General features: G+C 43.9%; 21 protein-coding genes and 1 pseudogene. 2 read left to right on the forward strand and 20 right to left on the reverse strand.

Annotated features, from left to right (window positions below; genetic code table 11):
- Positions 1-111 precede the first annotated feature (111 nt).
- The 17 genes and pseudogenes from KI363_RS22370 to KI363_RS11970 form a co-directional block, all read right to left on the reverse strand.
- Positions 112-177, reverse strand: coding sequence for an erythromycin resistance leader peptide (locus KI363_RS22370; protein ID WP_212966462.1), 66 nt, complete (start codon positions 175-177; stop codon positions 112-114).
- Positions 178-605: 428 nt separating this feature from the next.
- A pseudogene (locus KI363_RS22375) lies at positions 606-659 on the reverse strand (GMP synthase (glutamine-hydrolyzing)); the annotation flags it as partial.
- Between the two features lie 637 nt (positions 660-1,296).
- Complete coding sequence (locus KI363_RS11900) at positions 1,297-1,527, reverse strand: hypothetical protein (protein ID WP_212966412.1); 231 nt, start codon at positions 1,525-1,527, stop codon at positions 1,297-1,299.
- Positions 1,524-2,279: a hypothetical protein gene (locus KI363_RS11905; RefSeq protein ID WP_212966413.1), complete on the reverse strand. Its 756-nt coding sequence runs from the start codon at positions 2,277-2,279 to the stop codon at positions 1,524-1,526. The genes KI363_RS11900 and KI363_RS11905 overlap by 4 nt, the downstream gene beginning before the upstream one ends.
- Positions 2,276-2,533, reverse strand: a complete 258-nt coding sequence (locus KI363_RS11910; protein WP_212966414.1) for a hypothetical protein — start codon at positions 2,531-2,533, stop codon at positions 2,276-2,278. Before KI363_RS11910 ends, KI363_RS11905 begins: the two co-directional genes overlap by 4 nt.
- A 1-nt stretch (position 2,534) precedes the next feature.
- Positions 2,535-3,017, reverse strand: coding sequence for a hypothetical protein (locus tag KI363_RS11915; protein WP_212966415.1), 483 nt, complete (start codon positions 3,015-3,017; stop codon positions 2,535-2,537).
- Positions 3,018-3,079: 62 nt separating this feature from the next.
- Positions 3,080-3,256: a hypothetical protein gene (locus tag KI363_RS11920; protein ID WP_212966416.1), complete on the reverse strand. Its 177-nt coding sequence runs from the start codon at positions 3,254-3,256 to the stop codon at positions 3,080-3,082.
- Positions 3,249-3,455, reverse strand: a complete 207-nt coding sequence (locus KI363_RS11925) for a hypothetical protein (RefSeq protein WP_212966417.1) — start codon at positions 3,453-3,455, stop codon at positions 3,249-3,251. Before KI363_RS11925 ends, KI363_RS11920 begins: the two co-directional genes overlap by 8 nt.
- Positions 3,456-3,824: 369 nt before the next feature.
- A complete protein-coding gene (locus KI363_RS11930) occupies positions 3,825-4,388 on the reverse strand; it encodes an HNH endonuclease (RefSeq protein ID WP_212966418.1) in 564 nt (187 codons plus the stop codon).
- Between the two features lie 120 nt (positions 4,389-4,508).
- Positions 4,509-4,655, reverse strand: a complete 147-nt coding sequence (locus KI363_RS11935) for a hypothetical protein (protein ID WP_212966419.1) — start codon at positions 4,653-4,655, stop codon at positions 4,509-4,511.
- 64 nt (positions 4,656-4,719) lie between these two features.
- On the reverse strand, positions 4,720-5,664 hold the full coding sequence (locus KI363_RS11940) for a replication/maintenance protein RepL (RefSeq protein ID WP_212966420.1): 945 nt from the start codon (positions 5,662-5,664) through the stop codon (positions 4,720-4,722).
- A 15-nt stretch (positions 5,665-5,679) separates the two neighbouring features.
- Positions 5,680-5,886 carry a helix-turn-helix domain-containing protein gene (locus tag KI363_RS11945; protein WP_212966421.1) on the reverse strand — a complete coding sequence of 69 codons (207 nt, stop codon included), beginning with the start codon at positions 5,884-5,886 and terminating at the stop codon, positions 5,680-5,682.
- 887 nt (positions 5,887-6,773) lie between these two features.
- Positions 6,774-7,046 carry a hypothetical protein gene (locus KI363_RS11950; RefSeq protein WP_212966422.1) on the reverse strand — a complete coding sequence of 91 codons (273 nt, stop codon included), beginning with the start codon at positions 7,044-7,046 and terminating at the stop codon, positions 6,774-6,776.
- Between the two features lie 325 nt (positions 7,047-7,371).
- Positions 7,372-7,701 (reverse strand): hypothetical protein, encoded by a 330-nt coding sequence (locus KI363_RS11955; protein WP_212966423.1) that lies wholly within the window; start codon positions 7,699-7,701, stop codon positions 7,372-7,374.
- A gap of 765 nt (positions 7,702-8,466) precedes the next feature.
- Positions 8,467-8,694, reverse strand: a complete 228-nt coding sequence (locus KI363_RS11960) for a hypothetical protein (RefSeq protein ID WP_212966424.1) — start codon at positions 8,692-8,694, stop codon at positions 8,467-8,469.
- Positions 8,691-9,080, reverse strand: a complete 390-nt coding sequence (locus tag KI363_RS11965) for a hypothetical protein (protein ID WP_212966425.1) — start codon at positions 9,078-9,080, stop codon at positions 8,691-8,693. Before KI363_RS11965 ends, KI363_RS11960 begins: the two co-directional genes overlap by 4 nt.
- Before the next feature lie 195 nt (positions 9,081-9,275).
- On the reverse strand, positions 9,276-9,509 hold the full coding sequence (locus KI363_RS11970) for a hypothetical protein (protein ID WP_212966426.1): 234 nt from the start codon (positions 9,507-9,509) through the stop codon (positions 9,276-9,278).
- Positions 9,510-9,751: 242 nt separating this feature from the next.
- Between KI363_RS11970 and KI363_RS11975 the strand changes: the two genes are divergently transcribed.
- The gene (locus tag KI363_RS11975) at positions 9,752-9,991 is read left to right on the forward strand and encodes a helix-turn-helix domain-containing protein (protein WP_212966427.1); all 240 of its coding nucleotides are present in this window, start codon (positions 9,752-9,754) and stop codon (positions 9,989-9,991) included.
- A gap of 904 nt (positions 9,992-10,895) precedes the next feature.
- A complete protein-coding gene (locus KI363_RS11980) occupies positions 10,896-11,477 on the forward strand; it encodes a DUF3102 domain-containing protein (RefSeq protein ID WP_212966428.1) in 582 nt (193 codons plus the stop codon).
- On the opposite strand, the gene KI363_RS11985 is transcribed toward KI363_RS11980, so the two are convergent.
- The 3 genes from KI363_RS11985 to guaA all read right to left on the reverse strand — a co-directional run bounded on the left by KI363_RS11985 (position 11,472) and on the right by guaA (position 15,050).
- A complete protein-coding gene (locus KI363_RS11985) occupies positions 11,472-12,254 on the reverse strand; it encodes a helix-turn-helix domain-containing protein (RefSeq protein WP_212966429.1) in 783 nt (260 codons plus the stop codon). The two genes, KI363_RS11980 and KI363_RS11985, sit on opposite strands and share 6 nt — an antisense overlap.
- A gap of 154 nt (positions 12,255-12,408) precedes the next feature.
- On the reverse strand, positions 12,409-13,344 hold the full coding sequence (locus KI363_RS11990) for a tyrosine-type recombinase/integrase (RefSeq protein ID WP_212966430.1): 936 nt from the start codon (positions 13,342-13,344) through the stop codon (positions 12,409-12,411).
- 152 nt (positions 13,345-13,496) lie between these two features.
- On the reverse strand, positions 13,497-15,050 hold the full coding sequence (guaA, locus tag KI363_RS11995) for a glutamine-hydrolyzing GMP synthase (RefSeq protein ID WP_212966431.1): 1,554 nt from the start codon (positions 15,048-15,050) through the stop codon (positions 13,497-13,499).
- Positions 15,051-15,071 lie beyond the last annotated feature (21 nt).

The following is a 15,071-nucleotide window of genomic DNA, read 5'->3' on the forward strand; positions in this document are numbered from 1 at the left end:
AATCATTTTTCGGAAATCATCGTTATACCGTTTCCCATTATTTTTCTTACTCATCGGACACATCCTCCTTAAAAGTCATTGTATAAATTTAACTTAGATGTGTCCATGAAACTATACTAGCATCACATTTGGTTGATAATGAACGTTATCAATTACAAAAATAGAGTATAAACCCATTAGAATTCCTCCTTACATTTGAACTTATATTAGCACAAATATTTATCAGATTCAAAACTCTATATTGTGGGTCAGCATAGATTATGTTATATTTCAGCTTCTACCACTCCAAAGTCTAAGTCACAACTAATAAAGTATCCTTTTGGCGGAGGAAATCTTAAAAAGCCGATTAAATGTTCTAATAAATTTATTAATGTAGTATTTCACTTTCTTATAACAAATCTGCAAAAAAGCTTATAAACATTGATCTAAAAATCTTTTGGAAAACAAAAAAGAGATACTGCTTTTACACAATATCCCTCATTTTTCTCCGTTTCCTCTGGCGGAATCCTGGCGGAGAACCTATTCATTTTTAATCATTTTATCCATTTTACGTACCATTGAAATGCAGTCAAATCAACGTTTTCACTTCAAATGCCTCTAGTGAATTACTCCCACTCAATCGTCGCAGGCGGCTTACTCGTAACATCATAGACAACGGCGCTATATCAACGTTTCTCACGGTACTATACGTTTATCTTTTACTTTCAATCGTTGATGGTTTCCGATAGCTTATACGGAAATATCTAACGTTGTTTATGAGTATATCGTACCGTTTTCAGAACGTCAATAGTTATTTCGAATTTATCGGACATTCCCCCGTAATCTCCTAACTAATTCGCTCTAAATCGCCCCTAGCGACATATAAGGACGCCGACATCGCAAGCCGGACTGATGAAACTATCCTCGCCCGCCACCTGCTCATTTACTTTCCGCGCCAACGCCGCTATGCTGTCCGGGCTTGTTTCTTCGAGCTTGCCGAGTTCTTCTTCGATGAAGGCGTTGGGTCTATATTCGCATAGATGAGGCGCCAGTCAATGCGGCCGGCCTCTACGTTGATTACCGCCGGCCTTAGTGCTTTTCGACTGAACCGTACTCGATTTTATAAAGGCTCCTCCGCCCTTGGTAGCCCGTGAGTATATCCTAAAATCTATCGTTATCATGCTATAATCCTCCTTAGTATATTGACGGGGACAGCGTGCCGGACCGCCCCGTCTGCTCGAACTCGTAGTTTGCATTGCGCACGGTTACGCGCCTTGTCCTCTCCGGCCGTCAGCTTGCCATCATCGAGGATATTGATTAAATCCGCTTGATAGCCTGTCCAAACTTGCGGCGATAGTAAGCCGCCCTTAGCCTCTGATTGCTCACGTCCGCAAACATAGCCAGCGCACCATATCGGAAGGCGTTACGCTCTGCCTCCGTTTCTAAAAGTCGCTGGCTTGCGATATGATAAAAGCTGGCCGTCGTGTCTGCGTCCTGCTTGCCGATGCCGGAAGCTAATGCTTCGAGATTAGTTATAACGTTATTCATGCTTTAAACGCTCCTTTACCTTTCAAATGTTCCTCGTAAAACTCGCGGTCAATTCCTCCGTCACGCATTGCGCCAGGCTCTCTGGCTACGCGCTTAGCTATATCCTCTACGCGTTGCATAGTGAGAACGGAATGCGGCAACTGTTCGGCTACTTTGACCGCGAGCAAATCGCTATTTCGAATATCCTGTACAGCGCTGATGATCGCTTGCTTATGCGTTGCATTGCCTTCGATTCCTCCGATTAGGCCCGCAATTTCGCCCTGTAAAGCTACTCGCTGGCCATCCGTGAGCAGGCTTATTTCGTTCTTAATCTCCGTTAGGGCATCGCCTTTCTCGACGGCTGCAGCCAGTTTAAGGCTCGCGCGATTCTTAAATTGTTCGGCGACTAGCTTGTCATTATCGGAGACTTTAATCGTAGCTTGGGCCGCGCGCACTTTGGATTCTTCGATCTGGGCCGCTCGCCATTCCTTATACTCGGCCTCCACTTCCGCCGACTGCGCGCGGTATTCTTGCTCGAGTCGATCGAGTTCGTATTTCCTTACCTCCGGACTTTGCAATAACGGATTGTCCGAGTTTTTAATCCGTTCAACTTCCTTTTTATAATTCGTGTGTATCTCGTCCGCCTTGTTTTCATAGCTGGTCAACATAGGGATGTCTAATTCTACTGCCTGCCCCGAACGGATTAATTCATCTGCTTGCATATCGTCACTTATTTCTTCGACTCTTTTATTCTCATAGTTGAAAATTCTCATATCTCATCTTCTCCTTTTATTTTGAATGGATTCCAAACTTTTTTATCATCACAGTAAGCATCGCCAAAGTTGCTTTTCTGCTCAATATCTGCCACTAGCTCCGCGGCCTGCTTCTCGATTTCATCCGACTTGTCCGCCGATAAATACTTAATATAGGTATCTATTTCGCCATAATCGACGCCGGCCTCTAGTAGCTTCAAGCGCCTTAACTTGTCGGTATATTCTGATTTCAGTCCAGTTAGTTGCTCGCTCATTTTATCTCCCCCTTAAATGCGGAAATACTTTGTGCATAACTCGTTTTGCTGCTTGCTTCCCATACTCGCCCGGGTCTGCGTGCGTCGGTTTCTGCTTGGCTCCGTTCATAGAGGAAGGATCGCCGTAAGGATCGACTGGCGGGATGTCCGTCGTTAATTTGAGTACTGACGCCTTAATCTCGTCCGCTGTCTCGCCTTCGATATGGCTTAAATAACGCTCGATCTGATCGTCATTATAATGTAGCTCGCGCATGGACTTGCGCTTGGCCTCCGCAATGCTTTCCGCCTTAAATCCGGCGAGCTGTTCGTCTAGCTTCGCTATCTTCGACTGATAGGATTCGATTTCTCTCTCAATTTCGATGAGGGCGTCCGTTTGATCCTCGATTGCTTCGGCTTCTTCGGATTGCTTCGATTGATCTTCGATAGCTTCCTTCGGCTTCATTCCGTCATATAGCTGTTCAGTTTCCGTCATGATCTCGCTCATAGTCGATCAGCTCCTTATCAAGTTTTAGGATTTCGAGTTCTATTTCCAGTTCATGGATACGCTCATTCAGCTTGTTTACTCGCTGCCTTACGATTTGGCTGACTTCTTCTCTTGTGAACGTTTCTTTTTCCATTCCGATTCATTCCTTTCAGTAATTCCGATTGATTTTCTCCGATAATTTCCGATAAAGTAAATCCTCGCTTGATGGGCCTGCGCGGCTTGCGTTTAGGTTTATTCATTTAATCGCTCCCTTAATCGTTTCCTCTCAACTTTCCGCCATCTTTTACGGCGTTCATTCATCACGACTAACTCCATCGCGCGGTGCGCAGCGTGTTCCGTGATTCGCGGCGAGAAATCATAGCTAAACAACGGCTCGTCCTCGTACTTATATTTCATAATCGCGGCGTCCGGCGTTCGTTCGAATGTTATCTTAGGCAATGCGCATCCCCCTTATTTATTAAGTTTGTTCGAATATATGATACGCGGAGGCCTCTCTGATTCAACCGGAATGCCATTCTTATTTTTCGGCAATTTATCTATCCATGACATATCTTTATTTTTCCGTTTTTTCCTAGTCATTTAATCAATCTCCTTCAATATCGGCTTAAATAGCCTTATTTGATTACGCTCCATTACGCCCTCAACGTATATGATTCGCCCGTCATCATCGGTTGTCGTTCTGCTTATCTGACCGCGTTCTTTTAGCTGGCGTATGTGCGGAGGATAAGTCGAAGATACTCGCCAATGGCCCGCGGCTGCGTCGTATAAAAGGACGCTCTCTTGTTCAGCCTTCGAATAGAAACTCAATTAGCTTACTCCCTTACCTTTATATTTACGCTCCCTACAATCGCGCTGCTGCAATTCTAAGAGTTCTGCAACTACCCAGCGATTTACGTCCATCCGATAGGCTATGCGGTCAATAAGCGCATTAATTAACTCGATGTCAAAAGGATTAGTTTGTATATGCGTCATAATCGCCTCGTCGCGCTTTTTTAAATTGCAGGCTGCGCAGGCGGTCGTAATATTAGCCAGCGTATTATGTCCTCCCGTCGACAGCGAAAATATATGCTCTAATTGCAATTTATCGCCGAAATATTCTCCGCAATAATTACAGCAACCTTCCGCGATCCTAAACGTATATAGGACATCATCGAGTGTAAGGTCGTCGAATACGCCGTATTTAGCCGCGGCTTTCTTGGCGTCTCGCCATGCCGTCATAGCTCGTCCTCTAAACGTTGCATTATATTTACGCATACGTTCGCGGGCTGTCTCTCGCTCGCATTCGATACAATACGACCTCTTGGCACCGTAGTATTCCTCGATCGGCTTCGTCTGCTGGCAGCGCGAGCATGTCTTTAATTCCGTACTCATGCCCGCTCACCGCCTTTTGTAGCTACGTCAATTTTGGCGTCAATGCGTCCTAGTAAGTAATAAATATCGAAGATAGTTAGTTTCTTTTTCGTTTCCATTCCGTTCCTCTCCATTCCGTTTTCAGTTAGTTTTTAGTCCAAGTTCCTTCTCGATTTCCTGCATAACTTTGGCGATCTCGCGGTGCACATACGTTTTATCAGTCCGCTGTAAAATAGCGAGCGCCTGTAAGTATGCCGCAAGTGCCTGCGCCTTGCTGTTCCCGTCCATTCCGTTCCCCCTCTCCGAAAAATATCGTTTACCCTCCGGCCCGCGCCATCATCGGATTTTTCACTTAGTTAAATAGAACCTTGATTGCTGCTAATGACTTGCCGTTACCTCCGTAAACTACTCGCGGATTAACGACAATTCTAAATTTCCGCCTGTCGTAAGGATTTTCGAAGAATCCAAAGACGGGCTTGCCGTCGACTTTTATCCGGTTGAGCGCCTGTTTTAACTTATGGTTGTCTCTATATCCGAGCAGCGCCGCCAAATTATCCAAATCCATCGGCTTAAGTAAATCCTCGCTTGTTTCCCCTGGATTAAAACAGACGATATTTGTATCGAAGTTTAGAAAAGGAAGCACCGAATATATAAGCGCCAACTGTCCGAGCGTCCGCCCTTTAAATTGCTGATACAGGTCGCGGATTGTCTTTTTAAATAGTCGTGTGTATTCGAGGTCATCTATTTTATAGCCGTGTTTCTTCATTTCGCCCCGATAAAAAACCGACGGATTAATAAATAATTCGCCGGTTTCTTCTTCGTGTATGATGTTTTCATTTTCCAACCGTTTGAAAAACTCGTTAAATCGCCTTGTCGACATTTCGAGTAATTTTTCTAAGTCCTTTTTTGTATAATGTTTTTTCCCGTTGTCCGATTGTAGCCGGTTTGTTTCCCATGCGATGTATGTTCCGATAAACATTAGACGGGCCGTATCCTGCTTCGTAAGGCTCGGAAACCTTTCTTCGAACATGCGCGCCTGCTTAAAGAAGGCGAATATAAAGCCACCATTTTCGATTTCATGAGCGCTTAGTTCATCTACCGCCTGCAACGCTCTAACCTGCGTGTCAGTCGTTTTAAACCCGACGTCGACTAAATGTGTTACGTCCTCGCCGGTCTTGTTGTGCGTGGCCTTGCCGTCCTTGAAAGTTACGTCATTCATTACGGCCAAAGCTCCGCGCCTTACTTTCGGGTGTAAGTCCTTCCATACTCTTTGCTCCGCTAGTCTGTCGATTGCCATCCTCTTCCATCCCCTTTATTTTTCGTTTAGTAGCGCCGCGATTCTTTCGACGCGCTCTTGTCCAATGGCTTCGGTAATCTTACGACTGATTTCCGGTGACACATTAATGTAATCCGCTTCGATGTATGCGATTGTAGATCGTGACACTCCGGCCAGCTTCGCAAATTCGTGCTGATTAAGTCCTTCAATATCGCGGATTGCTTTAATAAGTTGACGGTTCATCGTGTGAATAGCCTCCTTTAATCAATTTGTTGTTTATTTAAGGCAATATAAAAAGCCCGTCGATTGGACGACGAGCCGTTTTTAAAATTATCCCTTCCATTGTCTATATAGAACTAAGCGCGGAAAAGTTCGTGTGTTTTCGTAAATTAATCCTTTCGGCGTCTATATAGCGGACTAATCGGTCAAAAGTTAACCTTCAATCCGCATTTGTAACGAAATTGTAATATACCTCTTTTCCCTTCAACCCTCTAAGCGTGAAAACGGGTAAAATACGCCTATCAAACCGCATTTGTAATGAAAATGTAATATTACTGTTAAAAATTCCCTTTAATATTATTGTCATTTTGTTTTCGTAAATATCCCGATTCGGCGTCACCTTCTATAAGTCTGTAAATCCCGTCATACCAACGTTTACAGCGTCCTGCATCCGTTCCATTTCGTTCTCTATAACGAATTACACTGCTTTGGCGTCCCAATAATCGCGAATTACACTGCTTTGGCGTCCCATCCAAAAACCGCCGCAAACGTTGATATGACGCGGTTTATAGCACTTTTGGCGAGTTTTGTTTATCTTATCAGTCCTATCCTTACGTTTGTTTAATACCTCCGAAAAAATATATGTATAGCGCATGTTTCCGCCGATTGTTTACAATCAATTAAAACATACCGATTCAGCCTTGAAAAACAGGCTTCATCGGAATCAACGTTTTTAACTTACTCCGAAAAAGTATAAGACCGCCGAAAAATAATATATACCGCCATTCCCGTATTATCGAAGGTCTTCAATATTCGATAGAATCCGTTATTATTAGACTGATCCCGGGAGGAACTTGTTCCGACCGGTATGTTTTAAGGTTTTAATCTCTTTAATTGTCGACAATTATCGCCTAAGTAGCGTCTTCCTCCTTCTTAAACTTTAAAGCGTCCGTAGTAGCCGCCTGCCAGTATTTCGTTAGTCCCTCCGGATCGCCCATAAAAGGTCCGTCCAGCAGAGCGTCAATCGCGAGGTGTAATATCGACCGAATACATTCATCATCGGGGCATATCGTGATGTCTTCGCCGGTCCTGGACCAAATTCCGCCCTGTCCGTATTCTTCGCCGCATACTGCACACTTGTATAAACGTTCGCCCGCAATAGCGGAAAACTCTGAATATCTCATACTATCGTCTCCTTATAATTTATTAATCTTTCGGCTTTCTTCGTAAAATTATTACTCTACGATAAAATAAAAAGCCGTCTCCTACTAATACTAATTTGTCGCTAGTTAAAACACCCTTCTATAATGTATAGGCGCAAAATGGCATAAAAGACAGGTATCAATCCGCATTTGTAACAGAATTGTAATATTCATATTCCTTGACACTCGGCCGCCCCATCGGTTATACTATACGTAGTTATTAAAATAGCACCCGTCTGTAAAAAATCGCATATCCTTCTTATTATATCGGACACTTGGACTCTATTTCAAGTGCTTTTTGCATTGTTCACAAATTTGTCACATATTCGACTTCTTCCGGCTCTTCATCCGCCTTCATTTGCGTATATGCCCGATTAATTGAATACTCTCCGTTGAATACTCGCTCGAATAGGTCGGGACGGTTGCGGTAGACTGCAATTAGGTACGTCATACTCGACCGTCCTATTCCCACTTTTTTAGCTAACTCATTTGCGGTATCTCTTGAAATACTCCGATTTGCCAAATCTGGCATCTCGGTGTATTGTCTCAAATTCGCCATACTGTTCGCCTTTGCTTCCTTCGCCAATTCCTCGTAAAACAGCCGAATCACTAGCGCCGCTTTCTGCCCGCTTTTCAAGTCGTCCCTGTTCAACTTTGTTTCCGTAATGTATGCCGGTATATCATCTTCGGGAATGTCCTCGATGATGTTGTTTATTCGTTTCCAAATCTGGAAATGATTCTTTCGGACGCCCCCCTGAAAAGTTTCAGTAGGGTCTGCTGACGAAAACTCCAAATCTGGAGAGTTCGTCTTTCTTCCGAGTTTTGCATTTAACTGATTAGCGTTCTCTGCCTGTCGTTCCTTCGCCTTCTGCCGTTCTTCCGTCAGATTCCCGACCCTCCAAATTTGGAGACTCGGAGTTTTGCCTCAAATTCGCCAAACTGTTCGCCTTGTCGCTCTTACCCCCGAAACCTTGCCCCAAATCTGGGGTAATGTCTGGAGACTTGCCTATTCCGGCTTTTTTGGCGAGCTCGACGTGTACTTGTTGCGGTGAACCTTTTTCCAACTCTGGAAAAAGGTCGTTACGATTACCAAAGTTTTCCCGTGCCTTCCTTCGTTCCTCCTCGTAATACAACCGAATAACCAGCGCCGCTTTCTGTCCGCTTTTTAAATCGTCTGATGTATACCTAATAGAGCGACCGCGCCACCGATCGCCCCTACTTTCTCGCTCAACCGTCGCCAACCGGCCGAGCCTTAGCGTGTTGCCGCACGCCTTCAAATCCGATTATCGCGCGGGCCAAATCCCTACCGATTGCCAGTCGATAGGCCGCGCATATTACCCTGCCCTCCGTGGCCAAATCCCGTTACTCCGCCAATAGTAACGGCACATCATCGGGCTGTATCTTATATCGCCGGAACCCATTCGAAGCCATCCGGCAGTTTAATGAGTTTAGCCGCCGCTGTTAATGTACGAAGTTCCTTCTCGGTGACTTCTGCGCAGCCCATTCTAGCTTGTTTGCTTACGCCTGTAATTTGGCGAAACTTTAACGGGTTTATATTATAAGTAGCGCCTGCCTGCGTTGTAAAGTTAATCCACCCTACGACTGTTTTTTTGAAAGAAATAACCTTCATTGTCCGATCCCCTCCGCTTTAATATTAAGTATTTCAGTAATTTCATAAGTAACATTGAGTGACGCTCTAACTTCTTCGCTTTTCTCTCTATTTCTTCTAATCTGCTCTTTCAAATCCGGAAAAGATTTAGTTAAACTCCGAAACATAATCTCCACCGGAATAAATTCGTCTTTGATTATGCGGCGTTTCCGCAATAGATTCTGTAATGCAACCGAATATTGATAGCCGAGGTCAAAGCTTAAATCAGTTTTTTCTAGTTCATGATATAATTCGCTGATCTGCTTATCGGCGCTCGACATTTCCGATTTCAAGTTATAATATGTTCGTTTCACATCGGAAATAGTTCGACGTAAATCGTTATACGGTCGCTGGTATAGGTGACCCATACATTTCCCTCCGATATTTTTATATAATATTGAATAAATGCGTAATCATCCGGCCATATGCGCGCTGTTCTAGTATATTGATCGCCTCAACTAGCGCAATGCAGTCGTGCTTTAGTTCGCTGTCGTCGAGATTAGTTCGTAGCTGATCGGCCCTGGCGTATAAATGCTGTTTAAGCTCGTTTATGATTTCGTCCATTACTTGCCGGCCTCCTCAATCTTGTCGCAAACCTTCAAGATGGCTTCCGCAAACTTTCTAGCATTTTCTACGCTGACGCTTACGACCGAGTCTATATGATGACCTTCTTCGTTTACTTGGCCCATCACGAACGAAACGGCATCTTGTTCGCCTTTTCCGTCTGTAGGTTCCATATATTCCGGTTCCACGTCAAGATAATACATAACTTTATCGCCAAATTGCGTAAGTCTCATTATTTTTCGACCTCCTTAGAGTTAGCAAAACCTGCGAATAGTCCGAGCGTGAATGATCCAATGACCGCGAATACTACTGCGTATATTTCCATTTTCGATGACCTCCTTACGTATTACTGTAATGCGTTAATTACATATTACCGTAATAAGAAACGCAAGTCAACACTTAAATTACACTTTTGCGAAATTATTTTCCGTGGTAGAATAAGAGGACTAACTCACGACGATTAGGAGACGATAGCATGACGATAAATGAGCGTAGAATTGTATTGAAGCTCGACGAACATATTAAACGGAAGGGATGGCAGCAAAAAGAGTTCGCGGAACTTGCTAACCTTCGACCAGCTACCGTAAGCCAGCTCGTTAATAATAAGTATGATCGGATACAACTGACGCACTTGCTGGCCGTGATGGATGCGCTCGAGATAACGGATTTCAACGATATACTAACGATAGTCGACGAAGATTTAACGAAGGAATAAAACAAGGGGCATACGCCCCTTTTTCCGTGTTATATGACGTTTGCTACCGAATACAGGCGCCAGGCATTCCGTTATTGAAAAAGGCGGGCATACCCCCGATATTTTACATATAGAAACGAAGCTGTGCGTGATCGCTCCGACTTAACCCCCGAAGTGAAAAATTTTTGTCCGCAATTAAGACCCGCCTGACGAATAAGTTGTCAGAATATTACCCCGGGGGCATACAATTCAGACAATTCACTTTATACATTTAAATTTATATCGTATTCATTCCTTGTTTACATAATTATTTATTATGGGTAGCAGTTACGTTCCACAAACGTTGATCTTACGCGATTTCACAAACTTCGCTTTTATTCGTTTATTCATTCTTTTATACATCGTTGATCTGTCGCGCTTTGTCCGGTATGCCTGCGCTTGTGAATCCGCATTATTTCCCGTGATAATGAATAAACTTACTATTCGGAAAGCGTTCGGAGGGTCGCGCGGAAACGCTAATCGGCTTATATATCGAAACTAATCGCAACCCCTCTCGTCCCTTTCCTTCATATAGTGCGCTGATTTTCCGATAGTTGCGATTAAAGCGTTGTAAGGGTCGCGCGGCAGCGTCATTAGGCTGGCAAAACGTTGATAAATCGGAACTAATCGGCAATAATACGTTAGCCTGCTAAAGCATTCCTTCATTATAGCGGACATATAGGCGCTGATTTCCGATATTAAGCAGACCCCGTGAGTTTTCGGAGGCCTTCCGCGGTGAGCGCAAAGGCTGATAATCGAACTATATCGAAATCATATCCGTTGCATTATGTCGCTGTATCTCGCTAAAGCAGTAACGCATTCCTTCTTATATAGCGTCAAATTCAGCGACTTTACAGCCGTTGCAACATTCGGAAGGCGGCGCATCGTGACAAACGAAATAAAAGGCGGTGATACACTCGAATTATCATCCGACATCAACGTAATCACCGCAGAAATAAACGCATATCAGCGCGTGGCAGGCGAGGCAATATTCGAAATAGGTAGACGGTTAAAGCACGTTAGGGATGTTATATTCGAGGATTCTATGCGGAAACAAAAAGGAGAGTGGCGTGATTTCCTTCGAGGTGTAGATTTCGACATAACTACTGCAAAGCGATTTATAAAGGTTTTCGAGGAATTTGGAGAGGCCGGTGACACGTGGCACCGACTAAGCATGCGTAACCTTTACGAAATCGCAACTCTTCCGCCCGAGCAGCGCGAAGCCGAGCACGTCACGGAGAAAGGCGAAACTAAGAAGCCGGAGGACATGACCGTCCGAGAATTGCGCGAACTAAAGAAGGCGTTGAAAGAATCGGAGCAAGCAAAGGAGCAAGCCGAACGCCAAGCGGACATCGAACGGAGCCAGCGAGAACGACTCTCGGCAGCTTACTACTACTTCGATAATCCTCCACGCTTTCGGCCGCATCGAATTATTCGAAATATTATCACGCCAATCCCTCCTTTATAATCCGCCCAGCTCGCCCATTTCGCCGAAGTATAGCTTGTCCAGCATTCGATCTAATACGCCGTTAAAATAGCCCGCAAGGTTCTTTATACGCTTGTTTTTCGTAGCCATGACCGCCGCTTTAAGCGCTTGAAATCCGATATGCTCCACTGATCCCTTATCGAAGGCATTGCCGGCCAATAACGGCTTACTGTGGCTTAAATAGACGCCATATAAGCGACTAATTAGCGATTGACTGCCTTCGCCAATAGTCGAGTGAATGAACGCCTTAAATCGAGCATAGAACGGTTTATAATACGTATTAATATAATTAATATTATTTAGCTTATTAGACGGAGTTTTATGGCGTGACATGTCCGGTGTGACTTCGTTTGTTTGTGCGGATTCCGCATGATCGGTTTGCTCGTCCGAATTTCGGACAACCTCGTCATAATTTATGACAGGCTTCGCAGCTTGCACGACGATAACATTCGTCGATTGCCTACGATCCCCACCGTCGCGCTTAGTTTCGTATTGCTTGATGATGCCGAGCGCCTCTAAACGATTGCACGCCCGAATAACAGTACGGCGTACTTTGCCGACTGCTTCACCGATATTATTTTTCGATAAATAGCATACGCCAGGAAACTTGCAGGCATAGCGGCTAATTACGTCCAGGACAGCGCGCTCTGTATCGGATAACTTGTGCGCCTGCCTATGCGCTTTAATTGCTTCGTTCAATTCATCGACTGATTTAAACGTAGATAGGCTGCGATAAGTTGCTTCATTTGCTAGTAACATTTTCGATAGGCTCCTTTAATGGGCGCCCTATTCATACGAATATACGTTCTAATTAAATCGTATGATAAATACACTTGCGTAATATCGAGATTTTCGATAGAATAGACTTTGAGTAGTCGTCTGTTTCCGCAAGGGAATGGGCGCTTTTTTATTTTTATACTAATTTGATCGGTATATCTCTAAGAGGGCTTGTCCTGCGTCCAATATTGATAATATCGTCCATCTGCAGGCCTCTTAGGTACTGCGTTGTTATATCAATGCTGCTATGTCCGAGTAAGCGCGACAGTGAATAAACGTCGATACCTTGCTTAATCTGTTTCTGCGCGAAGTAGTGCCGGCAATCGTGCGGGCTGCATCTTATTTCCTCGCGTACCTTCGCCTTAGTGCCCGCCCGTCTTAGTATCTTGTTTACATTAGACCGGCTCATTCCGTCCGCCTCTTGATTAAGAAAGTAATAATCATCGATCATGCTTGACGGTATATGCTCAAAACGTAGTTTCTTCGCTCTTTCGTAACGTTTCATCTGCCGCCGCATCTTCTTCGAAATATAGACGTAGCGCTCATGGCTCCCTTTACCTCGGATAAAAATACGGTCAATAAATACGTCGCTATTCCTTATCCCGACTAGCTCGCTGACTCTGACGCCCGTCTCGAATAAAAATATAAGTATCGTTTTATCGCGTATATTGCTGTATGTCTGCGAGCCGGTAGAGTCGATTACTCGCTTTACTTCATCGTCCGTAAATGTCGTTATGACCGTCCGACCCTCTTTCAGATTCTTAATATCAGCCATCGGATTGTTTTCTTTTTTGATAACGTCCATATCGATTAAAAACTTAAAGAATACTTTCAGCGTGGCCAGCCGATTATTAATCGTAATATTCTTCTCGCGCCCTAAGTTCTGCCGGTGACGAATGAATAGCTTGATATGGCGTTCTGTTACGTTGTCTATCTCGTCGATGAATAACTCGTCAATCATATACGTTTTCCAACTATTCAAACGGTGCTGACATAACGCTATGTACTTTTTCGATAATCCGTTTACTTGCTGCTCGAACTCAAATTCTTTGATAGCTTCGACTATTTTCATAACGAAAAAAAGCGCCCCTTTCACTCGATTAAAAGTAAAAGAGACGCTTTTTATAGTTGCGCGCTAAAACGTATTTAATTGTACCGTTTTTCTAGCGGATAGCTTAACGTCAATATCTGCGGTGTTTATCCGCAAAGTAAGAACGTGCGTTCCTACTCCCACTCAATCGTCGCAGGCGGCTTACTCGTAACATCATAGACGACCCGGTTTACATGCTCTACTTCATTCTCAATTCGAGTAGAGATCACTTCTAAAATGTCCCAAGGGATTCTTGCCCAATCTGATGTCATTCCATCAATAGAAGTGACTGCACGTATACCGATTGTATAATCATACGTTCTACCGTCACCCATAACTCCGACGCTTCGAATTCCAGGAAGGACCGTAAAGTATTGCCAAATGTCTCGATCCAAACCAGCTTTACGTATCTCTTCACGTAAAATATAGTCAGATTCTCGGACAATTTCTAGTTTTTCATCTGTTACTTCTCCTAAAACGCGTATGCCGAGTCCAGGTCCTGGGAATGGTTGTCTCCAGACAATTTCGTCTGGGATTCCCAATTCAGTTCCTAGTTTTCTTACTTCATCTTTAAATAAAGTATTCAGTGGTTCGATTAACTTAAATTGCATATCTTCCGGTAATCCACCTACATTATGGTGGGATTTAATGGTTTGCGCTGTAGCTGTACCACTTTCGATGATATCTGTATAAAGTGTTCCTTGCGCTAGATATTCAATGCCTTCAAGTTTTGTTGCTTCATCATCGAATACATAAATAAATTCATTGCCAATGATTTTCCGCTTCTTCTCAGGGTCAGTCACACCTTCTAACTTGCCGAGGAAACGATCTTTCGCATCTACCTTGATGACATTCATATGAAAACCATCACTGAATGTTTTCATGACACTTTCCGCTTCCCCTTTGCGTAAAAGTCCATGATCGACAAAGATGCACGTTAATTGGTCCCCAATCGCTTTATGAATTAAAACGGCGACAACAGAGGAATCTACCCCGCCACTTAGCGCACAAAGCACTTTTTTATCGCCAACGACCTCGCGAATTTTCTCCATTTCCACCTCAATGAAGTTTTCCATCGACCAGTCGCCTTTACAGTGGCAAATTTCAAATACGAAGTTCTTTAGAAGCTCATTACCGTATACCGAATGACGAACTTCTGGATGGAATTGCACCCCGTAAAATTGCTTGTCTTCTCGACTGATCGCCGCAATCGGGCAAGATGGGTTTGTCCCAACAATTGAAAAACCATCAGGCACATCTTTCACTAAATCTCCGTGACTCATCCAAACACTCTGTTCTTTTGGTAGACCTTTAAATAATGGCGTTTCTTCTTTTATTTCTAGAGTGGCTTTTCCATACTCTCTTCCTTTTGCTCTTTCCACGGAACCGCCAAATTGAACAGTCATTAACTGCATTCCATAACAGATGCCCAGAACTGGGATACCTAGTTCAAATAACCGCTCATCGCATCCAAAGGCATTTTCATCATAAACACTATTCGGTCCACCCGACAAGATAATCCCCTTCGGATTCATTGCTGAGATTTCCTCCGCTGTAATCGTATGGGGATGCAATTCACTATAAACCCCAAATTCCCGGATTCGTCTTGTGATTAATTGATTGTATTGACTGCCAAAATCAAGAACGACGATCATTTCCTGATTATGTAATTCAGATTTTCCTGTCATGCCAAATCCCTCCAATTCTTT

Origin of the sequence: Lederbergia ruris (assembly GCF_018332955.1) — a bacterium.
GTDB classification, from domain to species: domain Bacteria; phylum Bacillota; class Bacilli; order Bacillales; family Bacillaceae_C; genus Lederbergia; species Lederbergia ruris.

What these genes read in the sequence shown, in the direction of transcription:
- KI363_RS11900 (WP_212966412.1), bottom strand. Translation starts at nt 1,527, where the DNA reads ATGAATAACGTTATAACTAATCTCGAAGCATTAGCTTCCGGCATCGGC.
- KI363_RS11905 (WP_212966413.1), bottom strand. Translation starts at nt 2,279, where the DNA reads ATGAGAATTTTCAACTATGAGAATAAAAGAGTCGAAGAAATAAGTGAC.
- KI363_RS11910 (WP_212966414.1), bottom strand. Translation starts at nt 2,533, where the DNA reads ATGAGCGAGCAACTAACTGGACTGAAATCAGAATATACCGACAAGTTA.
- KI363_RS11915 (WP_212966415.1), bottom strand. Translation starts at nt 3,017, where the DNA reads ATGAGCGAGATCATGACGGAAACTGAACAGCTATATGACGGAATGAAG.
- KI363_RS11920 (WP_212966416.1), bottom strand. Translation starts at nt 3,256, where the DNA reads ATGAATAAACCTAAACGCAAGCCGCGCAGGCCCATCAAGCGAGGATTT.
- KI363_RS11930 (WP_212966418.1), bottom strand. Translation starts at nt 4,388, where the DNA reads ATGAGTACGGAATTAAAGACATGCTCGCGCTGCCAGCAGACGAAGCCG.
- KI363_RS11935 (WP_212966419.1), bottom strand. Translation starts at nt 4,655, where the DNA reads ATGGACGGGAACAGCAAGGCGCAGGCACTTGCGGCATACTTACAGGCG.
- KI363_RS11940 (WP_212966420.1), bottom strand. Translation starts at nt 5,664, where the DNA reads ATGGCAATCGACAGACTAGCGGAGCAAAGAGTATGGAAGGACTTACAC.
- KI363_RS11945 (WP_212966421.1), bottom strand. Translation starts at nt 5,886, where the DNA reads ATGAACCGTCAACTTATTAAAGCAATCCGCGATATTGAAGGACTTAAT.
- KI363_RS11950 (WP_212966422.1), bottom strand. Translation starts at nt 7,046, where the DNA reads ATGAGATATTCAGAGTTTTCCGCTATTGCGGGCGAACGTTTATACAAG.
- KI363_RS11960 (WP_212966424.1), bottom strand. Translation starts at nt 8,694, where the DNA reads ATGAAGGTTATTTCTTTCAAAAAAACAGTCGTAGGGTGGATTAACTTT.
- KI363_RS11965 (WP_212966425.1), bottom strand. Translation starts at nt 9,080, where the DNA reads ATGGGTCACCTATACCAGCGACCGTATAACGATTTACGTCGAACTATT.
- KI363_RS11970 (WP_212966426.1), bottom strand. Translation starts at nt 9,509, where the DNA reads ATGAGACTTACGCAATTTGGCGATAAAGTTATGTATTATCTTGACGTG.
- KI363_RS11975 (WP_212966427.1), top strand. Translation starts at nt 9,752, where the DNA reads ATGACGATAAATGAGCGTAGAATTGTATTGAAGCTCGACGAACATATT.
- KI363_RS11985 (WP_212966429.1), bottom strand. Translation starts at nt 12,254, where the DNA reads ATGTTACTAGCAAATGAAGCAACTTATCGCAGCCTATCTACGTTTAAA.
- KI363_RS11990 (WP_212966430.1), bottom strand. Translation starts at nt 13,344, where the DNA reads ATGAAAATAGTCGAAGCTATCAAAGAATTTGAGTTCGAGCAGCAAGTA.
- guaA (WP_212966431.1), bottom strand. Translation starts at nt 15,050, where the DNA reads ATGACAGGAAAATCTGAATTACATAATCAGGAAATGATCGTCGTTCTT.